At 59.4% G+C, this 7,089-nt stretch carries 8 protein-coding genes; all 8 read left to right on the top strand.

The window, feature by feature from the left end; translation table 11 throughout:
* Positions 1–142 precede the first annotated feature (142 nt).
* The 8 genes from lon (at position 143) to recO (ending at position 7,081) form a co-directional block, all read left to right on the top strand.
* A complete protein-coding gene (lon, locus tag VMU57_RS05390; protein WP_325381595.1) occupies positions 143–2,593 on the top strand; it encodes an endopeptidase La in 2,451 nt (816 codons plus the stop codon).
* Positions 2,594–2,668: 75 nt separating this feature from the next.
* Entirely contained in the window at positions 2,669–3,220 is a 552-nt protein-coding gene (locus tag VMU57_RS05385; RefSeq protein WP_325381593.1) for a DUF488 domain-containing protein, read from the top strand.
* A gap of 26 nt (positions 3,221–3,246) precedes the next feature.
* Complete coding sequence (moaD, locus tag VMU57_RS05380; RefSeq protein ID WP_325381591.1) at positions 3,247–3,513, top strand: molybdopterin converting factor subunit 1; 267 nt, start codon at positions 3,247–3,249, stop codon at positions 3,511–3,513.
* On the top strand, positions 3,510–3,962 hold the full coding sequence (locus VMU57_RS05375) for a molybdenum cofactor biosynthesis protein MoaE (RefSeq protein ID WP_325381589.1): 453 nt from the start codon (positions 3,510–3,512) through the stop codon (positions 3,960–3,962). The genes moaD and VMU57_RS05375 overlap by 4 nt, the downstream gene beginning before the upstream one ends.
* Positions 3,959–4,888 carry a VWA domain-containing protein gene (locus VMU57_RS05370; RefSeq protein WP_325381587.1) on the top strand — a complete coding sequence of 310 codons (930 nt, stop codon included), beginning with the start codon at positions 3,959–3,961 and terminating at the stop codon, positions 4,886–4,888. The genes VMU57_RS05375 and VMU57_RS05370 overlap by 4 nt, the downstream gene beginning before the upstream one ends.
* Before the next feature lie 31 nt (positions 4,889–4,919).
* Positions 4,920–5,795: an inositol monophosphatase family protein gene (locus tag VMU57_RS05365; protein ID WP_325381585.1), complete on the top strand. Its 876-nt coding sequence runs from the start codon at positions 4,920–4,922 to the stop codon at positions 5,793–5,795.
* 152 nt (positions 5,796–5,947) lie between these two features.
* Positions 5,948–6,208: a ferredoxin family protein gene (locus VMU57_RS05360; RefSeq protein ID WP_325381583.1), complete on the top strand. Its 261-nt coding sequence runs from the start codon at positions 5,948–5,950 to the stop codon at positions 6,206–6,208.
* Positions 6,209–6,328: 120 nt separating this feature from the next.
* Positions 6,329–7,081 (top strand): DNA repair protein RecO, encoded by a 753-nt coding sequence (gene recO / locus VMU57_RS05355; protein ID WP_325381581.1) that lies wholly within the window; start codon positions 6,329–6,331, stop codon positions 7,079–7,081.
* The last annotated feature ends 8 nt before the right edge of the window (positions 7,082–7,089 follow it).

The raw sequence follows: 7,089 nt of genomic DNA, 5'->3' as shown, positions 1-7,089 counted from the left end.
ATTCACGGCCCCCTCATGAATAAAGCCGCCACGCCGATGACGGAGGGGGGCCAGGCGGCGTCTTACAGGGCAGGGGATCGGGTTGCGACCAGATGAAGACTTGCTGCATCCAATAGCTGGTAATCTGATAGAGGGACACTCAATGTCAAACGATTTCGTAAGTGTGATTCAACCGAAGGCATCCAAAAATGGGGAAAATTCTGGAGAAGAGGCCGTTGCAAAGAGGCCGATTCCGGTTCTTCCCGTGCGCGATACCGTGCTCTTCCCTCATGCTGTACTGCCGCTAACGGTTGGCCGTGAAAGCTCTATTCAGCTCATTCAATCGCTGGGCGAAGAGAAGACCATCCTGGTGGTGGCCCAGCGGGACGCTCGTCAGGATACGCCACAGCCCACAGATTTATACGCTATCGGCACCCGTGCGACCGTCCACAAGGTCGTCAAGATGCCGAACCAGAGCCTCTTCGTATTCACGGAAGGCAACGAGCGAGTGCATCTGGGCGAGTTCTCGCAGTTGACCCCCTTCATGATGGCGGAGGCCGAGACCATTGACGAGATTGAGCCTGGAACCTCGCCCGAAGCTGAGGCCTTGCAGCGCAATGTGGTCAGCCAGTTCCAGTCCATCGTCACCTCGTCGCCGACGCTGTCGGACGATCTGCAGACCATCGCCATCAACATCGAGGAGCCGGGCCGCCTGGCCGACTTCATCGCCTCGTCCCTGCCGTTCCTTACAACGACGGATAAGCAGGAGCTACTCGAAACTCCGGAGGTCTCGGCGCGTCTCGAGCGCATCAACAAGCATCTCGCCAAGGAGCTTGAGGTCCAGCAGCTTCGCAACAAGATTCAGAGCGAAGTGCAGGACTCGGTGCAGCAGTCGCAGCGCGATTACTACCTCCGCGAGCAGATGAAGGCCATTCAGAAAGAGTTGGGCGATCTCGACGACTCGCAGAAGGATATTGCCGAGCTGAAGGAGAAGATCGAAAACGCCGGGATGCCTGAGGAGGTCAAGAAAGATGCCCTCAAGGAGCTTGCTCGTCTCAGCCGCATGAATGCCATGGCTGCCGACTACAGCTTGACGCGTAACTATGTGGAGTGGCTGGCTGTTCTTCCGTGGGCAAAGAGTTCTGCCAGCGAGATCGATATCGTCAAGGCTAAGGAGATCCTCGACACCGACCATTACGGTCTGCAGAAGGTGAAGGACCGCATTCTTGACTACCTCTCCGTCCGCCGTTTGAAGCCGGACATGAAGGGACCGATCCTGTGCTTTGTCGGGCCTCCGGGCGTGGGTAAAACCTCGCTTGGCCGCAGCATCGCCAAGGCGCTGGGGCGCAAATTCTCGCGCATCTCGCTGGGTGGTATGCACGACGAGGCGGAGATTCGCGGTCATCGCCGCACCTACATTGGTGCGCTGCCGGGCCAGATCATCCAGAACCTGAAGCGCGTCGAGACGAATGACCCTGTCTTTATGCTCGACGAGATCGACAAGCTGGGACGCGACTTCCGTGGCGACCCTGCCAGCGCGTTGCTGGAGACGCTGGATCCGGAGCAGAACAACACGTTCCGCGACAACTACCTCGACCAGCCGTTCGATCTCTCGAAGGTGCTCTTCATCTGCACCGCCAACCAGCTCGACACGGTTCCTGCGCCGTTGCTTGACCGCATGGAGATTATCGAGCTGACTGGCTACACCGAGGAAGAGAAGGTCAACATTGCCGAGCGCTACCTGATTCCGCGCCAGATCAAGGAAAACGGAATTAGTCCTGAGATGGTCGAGTTTCCGACGGAGAGCGTTCACCTGATTTCGCGGCACTACACGCGAGAGGCAGGCGTCCGCAAGCTCGAACAGCTTATCGGTACAGTCTGCCGGAAGGTGGCCCGCCGAGTAGCGGAAGGCAAGACGGAGAAGGTCGTCATTACGCCTGAGATGGTGCACGAGTTCCTCGGCGGCATCAAGGTCCGTGTCGATACTGAGATTGCCGAGCGCACCAAGCGCCCCGGCGTCGCGGTCGGCCTCGCCTGGACGCCCGCTGGCGGCGATATTCTCTTCATCGAAGCCAACCGCATGAAGGGCAAGGGCGGCTTCACCATCACCGGCCAGATCGGCGACGTGATGAAGGAGAGCATGCAGGCGGCGCTGACCTGGGTCCGCTCCAATGCGGCATCGTTTGGGCTTGACGAGGACTTCACGAAGGACACCGACCTGCACATCCATGTGCCTGCCGGAGCTATCCCGAAGGATGGTCCCTCGGCTGGCGTAACCATGGCGACGGCGCTGGTCAGCCTGCTGACGAATACACCGATTCATCCGCTTACCGCGATGACCGGAGAGATTACGCTCAGCGGCAATGTCCTGCCGGTGGGCGGCATCAAGGAGAAGTTCCTTGCCGCCAAGCGTGCTGGAGTTCGTGACGTCATTATGCCCACGGAGTGCAAACAGCAGGTGGACGAGGACCTCACGCCTGACCAGATCGAGGGAGTCACCATTCACTACGCCTCGCATATCGAGGACGTGCTGGCCGTAGCTCTGCCTCACACCAAACGCGAGGTGGTCCAGGACGAACAGATACGTGAAGAGGTTTTGCAGGCGGCGGTTTAAGCTGGCTCTGCAATCCAATAAAGGGCGGCTCCTCAAAAAGGAGCCGCTTTTCTTTCGCGAGGAGGAGAAGCCCTCATGATGACAATTGGCCACTCTACTCTGCCGCTGGAAGTCTTCATTCAGGCTCTCAAAGACAACGCCTGCCGTCGGCTTGTCGATGTCAGAACGATCCCGCGCTCACGCCATAACCCGCAGTTCGAGCAGCCGACTCTCTTTGCTGCACTTGAGGCGGCGGGTATTGCACCGGTCTGGAGAAAGGCGCTTGGAGGGCGGCGCTCCGCTCGCAAGGAGAGTATTAACCGAGGCTGGCGCAACGAGAGCTTTCGTGGTTACGCGGACTATATGCAGACTCCCGAGTTTTCCGAGCAGATCGACTGGCTGATGGCTCTGCCAGACCTCGACGCTACGACGGTCATGTGTGCCGAGGCCGTTCCCTGGCGCTGCCACCGCTCGCTCATTGGCGATGCTGTGCTGGCGCGCGGCGGTGTTGTTGACGATATCTTTGTCCCCGCCAACGGCAAGAGTTTTCGCAAGCCGCACGAGTTGACGAAGTTTGCCCGCGTCGAGGGCCGGCGCCTCTGGTATCCCTCGCCCGAAGAGGAAGCAAATCCACCCCTGTTCGACTAAACTCGCGAGCGCGATATCCTACCGACATGCGCGTCAACGTGCTCTACTTCGGAACCTTGAAAGATCTGTTCGCGAGCCAGCGCGACCCGATCGAGCTGCCCGACGGCGCGACCGTCGATTTGCTCCTCAGCCTTTTGCGTGCCAAAACGTCTAAGCAGAGCGACGTCTGGAGGACGCTGGCCGTGGCCGTCAATCAAGAGTATGCCTCACTCTCAACGACCTTGCGTGAAGGCGACGAAGTCGCGCTGCTGCCTCCGGTCAGCGGCGGCGCACAGAACAGGTGGGGCGCATGAGAGTCGAACTCAGCACAGCGATTATCGCCTCGGCGGCGGCGCTTGAAGAGGTCAAGTCTGGCCCTGACGGCGCGGTGTGCGTCTTTGACGGCATCGTTCGCAACAACACCCGAGGGCGCCAGACTCTTTTTCTCGACTATGAAGCCTACGAAGAGATGGCGCTGAGCCAGATGCGCAGCCTTGCTGTCGAGGCGTTCACAAAGTTTTCCATCCGTGATGTGACGCTGCTTCACCGGCTCGGACGCCTTGAAGTAGGCGAGACCAGTGTCCTCATCGTCGTCGCATCCGCTCATCGTGGCGCGGCCTTCGATGCCTGCCGCTGGCTCATCGACACGCTCAAAAAGACTGTTCCCATCTGGAAAAAGGAGCACTTTGCTGATGGGGTCGTCTGGGCGGCGGGGGAGCCCTTTCCTGAGGAACTGGTCGCCGCGAAGGAGACGCTGGGATGAGGCTCGTCGCGCTTGCGCTTGCGGCTATGCTGCTATATCAGGCCCCGATTGAGCGACGCCCGGCGCCGCAACAGGTGCCCACCATCAAGGTCGAGACCCGCCTGGTCAACGTGGCTGTCAACGTTACCGATGCTCATGGCGCGCCTGTCCCAGGGCTGACTCAGGGCGACTTCCAGATCAGTGAAGACAACCATCCTCAAAAGATAGCTTTCTTCGAAAAAGAATCCACCACACCTCTTTCCATCGTCCTTGCTCTGGATACCAGCGAGAGCATTTTCAACAACGAACGCCTTGAAAAAGAGGCTGCCAAGCACTTCGTCAACGCTATTGTGCGCGATCAGGACGAGCTCGACCTGATGGATTTTTCCGATACCGTTCGCGAGATCGTTCCCTTTACCAATCAGAAGAAGCAGATCGAGCGCGGACTGAACGAATTGCAGCCCGGCGACGAAACTGTCTTGTACGACGCCATCTATCTCGCCTCCCAGCGGCTCTCGCAAACTCGTCAGGACGCAGGCCGCCGCCGCGTCCTCGTCCTCATCACCGACGGCGTCGACACCAAAGACACCCGCTACGAACAAGCATTAGAGCAGGCCCAGCGCGCCGGAGCGATGATCTATTCGCTCATCATCGTCCCGGTTCAGGCCGACGCCGGACGCAACACCGGAGGCGAACATGCTCTCATCCAAATGTCCGAGGATACCGGCGGCAAGTACTACTACGTCGAAGACCCCAAAGCTCTCGATGCGGCTTTTTCGCACATTTCCGACGATCTCCGCACCCAGTACGTGCTCGGCTACTACGCTCCGCAAGGAGTGCGGAACGATCAGTCGCTGCGCACGATTGGCGTGAAGATGAACGACGCTGCCCTGCGGGACAAGTATTCTCTGCGCTATCGCACGGGGTACTATTCCGATGCGCGTTAGTCTTATGAGTAAGAAGACTGAGAGGTAGCTCGTGAACAAATTTGAATTCGCCCATACGGCCGACGGAATCGCGCGTCAAGCTGGGGCTTTGCTCCGCAAGTTCTACGAAAAGGGTGTTTCCACGGAGTACAAAGGCGACGTTGACATCGTCACCGAGGCTGACCGCGCCAGCGAGCAGCTTATCCGCGAAAAACTGAAGGCGGCTTTTCCCGCCCACGGTATCTACGGCGAAGAGGGAACCCGCGACCAGTTGGAGAGCGAATATCGCTGGTATGTCGATCCCCTGGATGGCACCACGAACTTTGCCCATGGCTTCCCGGCCTTCTGCGTGGTGCTGGGGCTTGAGCATCGTCCTGCCGGATTGGCGGCAGACGCCGACGGCGAGATCATTGCTGGGGTCATCTACGATCCCTTGCGCAACGAGATGTTCTCTGCCGAGCGCGGCAAGGGTGCCTTCCTGAATGGGCGCGCCATCCATGTGTCCAAGATCAAGACGCTGCAGGAGTCGCTTACGGCGACCGGATTTCCCAGCCGCAAGCGCCATGCCAGCCCCAACGTCCACTTCTATCACGAGATCACGCTGCGCTCGCACGGTGTTCGACGGGCCGGTTCTGCCGCGCTTGACCTTGCGTACGTCGCCTGCGGACGGCTCGACGGCTTCTGGGAGTTCAACCTCAACCCGTGGGACACCTCGGCCGGAGTTCTTCTGGTGGCCGAGGCAGGGGGAACGGTGACTCACTTTGACGGCGGGAAGTTCACGCTCGACAGCCGCGAAGTGCTTGCCACCAATGGCCTCATTCTGCCGGAGATGAAGCACATCTTCACGGAACTCTTCGCGGGCAGAGGATTAGATCCGATCCCCACGCCTGCGGAGTTTGCCGCCAGACGCGCCGAGGCTGCGAAGTAAGCGCAGAGGGTTCAATGCGGAAATAGGTCCAGAAAAGTCCTATTTCCGCAATGACTTCAGTTGTAGAAGAACCGGCAAGTGCTGCTAAAATCGAGACACAAGCTCAGACACAACCAGTGCTTTTCAAGTTGTACAAAGGGAGATTTAACGAGATGGCTTATGTGATTGCGGAACCTTGTATCGGGACGAAGGACACGGCTTGCGTAGACGCCTGCCCGGTGGACTGCATCCACCCGAAGAAGGATGAGGACGGCTATGCCGACTCCGAGCAACTGTTTATCGATCCGGTCGAGTGCATCGACTGCGGCGCGTGTGTTCCTGTCTGCCCGGTCTCTGCGATCTATGCCGGCGACGACCTGCCCGAGAAGTGGGCAGAGTACCAGACCAAGAACGCCAGCCACTTCGGCCGCTAGTTCTGTCGACGCAGCAATCAATGCAACGCGCAGCCCAACGGCTGCGCGTTTTGCATTGGTCGGCTGTACTCCATCGTTGCGATGGTTTGTTCTACGTTACCCTGAAATCCAGAGCAGCGAATGATACAGCGGCAGAGCGAGGCGATTGTTTTACGGGCATGGCCCTTTCAGGAGGCGGACCTCCTTGTCAGCCTCTTCACGCGCGAGCAGGGGCGCATCAAGGGGGTAGCTCGCCACGCCCTGCGTTCTCGCCGCCGCTTTGGCGGAGCGCTGGAGCCGATGACCCACGTTCGCGCCACCTACGCCGAGCGGCCCCGACAGGAGCTCGTTCGCCTCGATGCCTTCGAGATACTCTCCTCTCCGCTGAGTCGGCCCATCGACTACGCTCGTACTGCCGCTCTGCAGCTGGTGGCTGAAGTTCTCGAAGAAGCTCTACCCGAGCAAGCTCCCGAAGATGCCGTTTTCCGGCTGGCCCTTGCTGTTCTTGAGGAGATTCAGGTCGGAAGCACCTCTGTCCCTGTTACCTACTTCGCTTTGTGGATGAACCGCCTCATGGGCTGGATGCCCGAGCTTGGCCACTGCGTCGTCTGCGGGCTCGATCTGCGCGGCGGCGCTGTCTGGTACTCGGCTACCAGCGACGGCGTCACCTGCTCTGACGACCGCCGCAACAGCGGCATCGCCCTCTCGGCTGAGTCCGCTGCGATTGCTGGCCGTATCTTTCGCGGTACGGTGCGTGAGCTGGCCAAAGAACAATGGCCCTCACAAGCGCTGGCAAACCTCCAGCGATTTGCCCTGGACACGCTGGAGCGGCATCTCGAACGAAAGCTTGCGAGCGCCCGCGTTTTGACTCGAACCGGCAAAAATACCCTCTGAACTTCTTC

Source organism: Edaphobacter sp. (assembly GCF_035532915.1).
GTDB lineage: Bacteria > Acidobacteriota > Terriglobia > Terriglobales > Acidobacteriaceae > Edaphobacter.
This window is presented reverse-complemented; position numbering and strand designations above follow the sequence as displayed.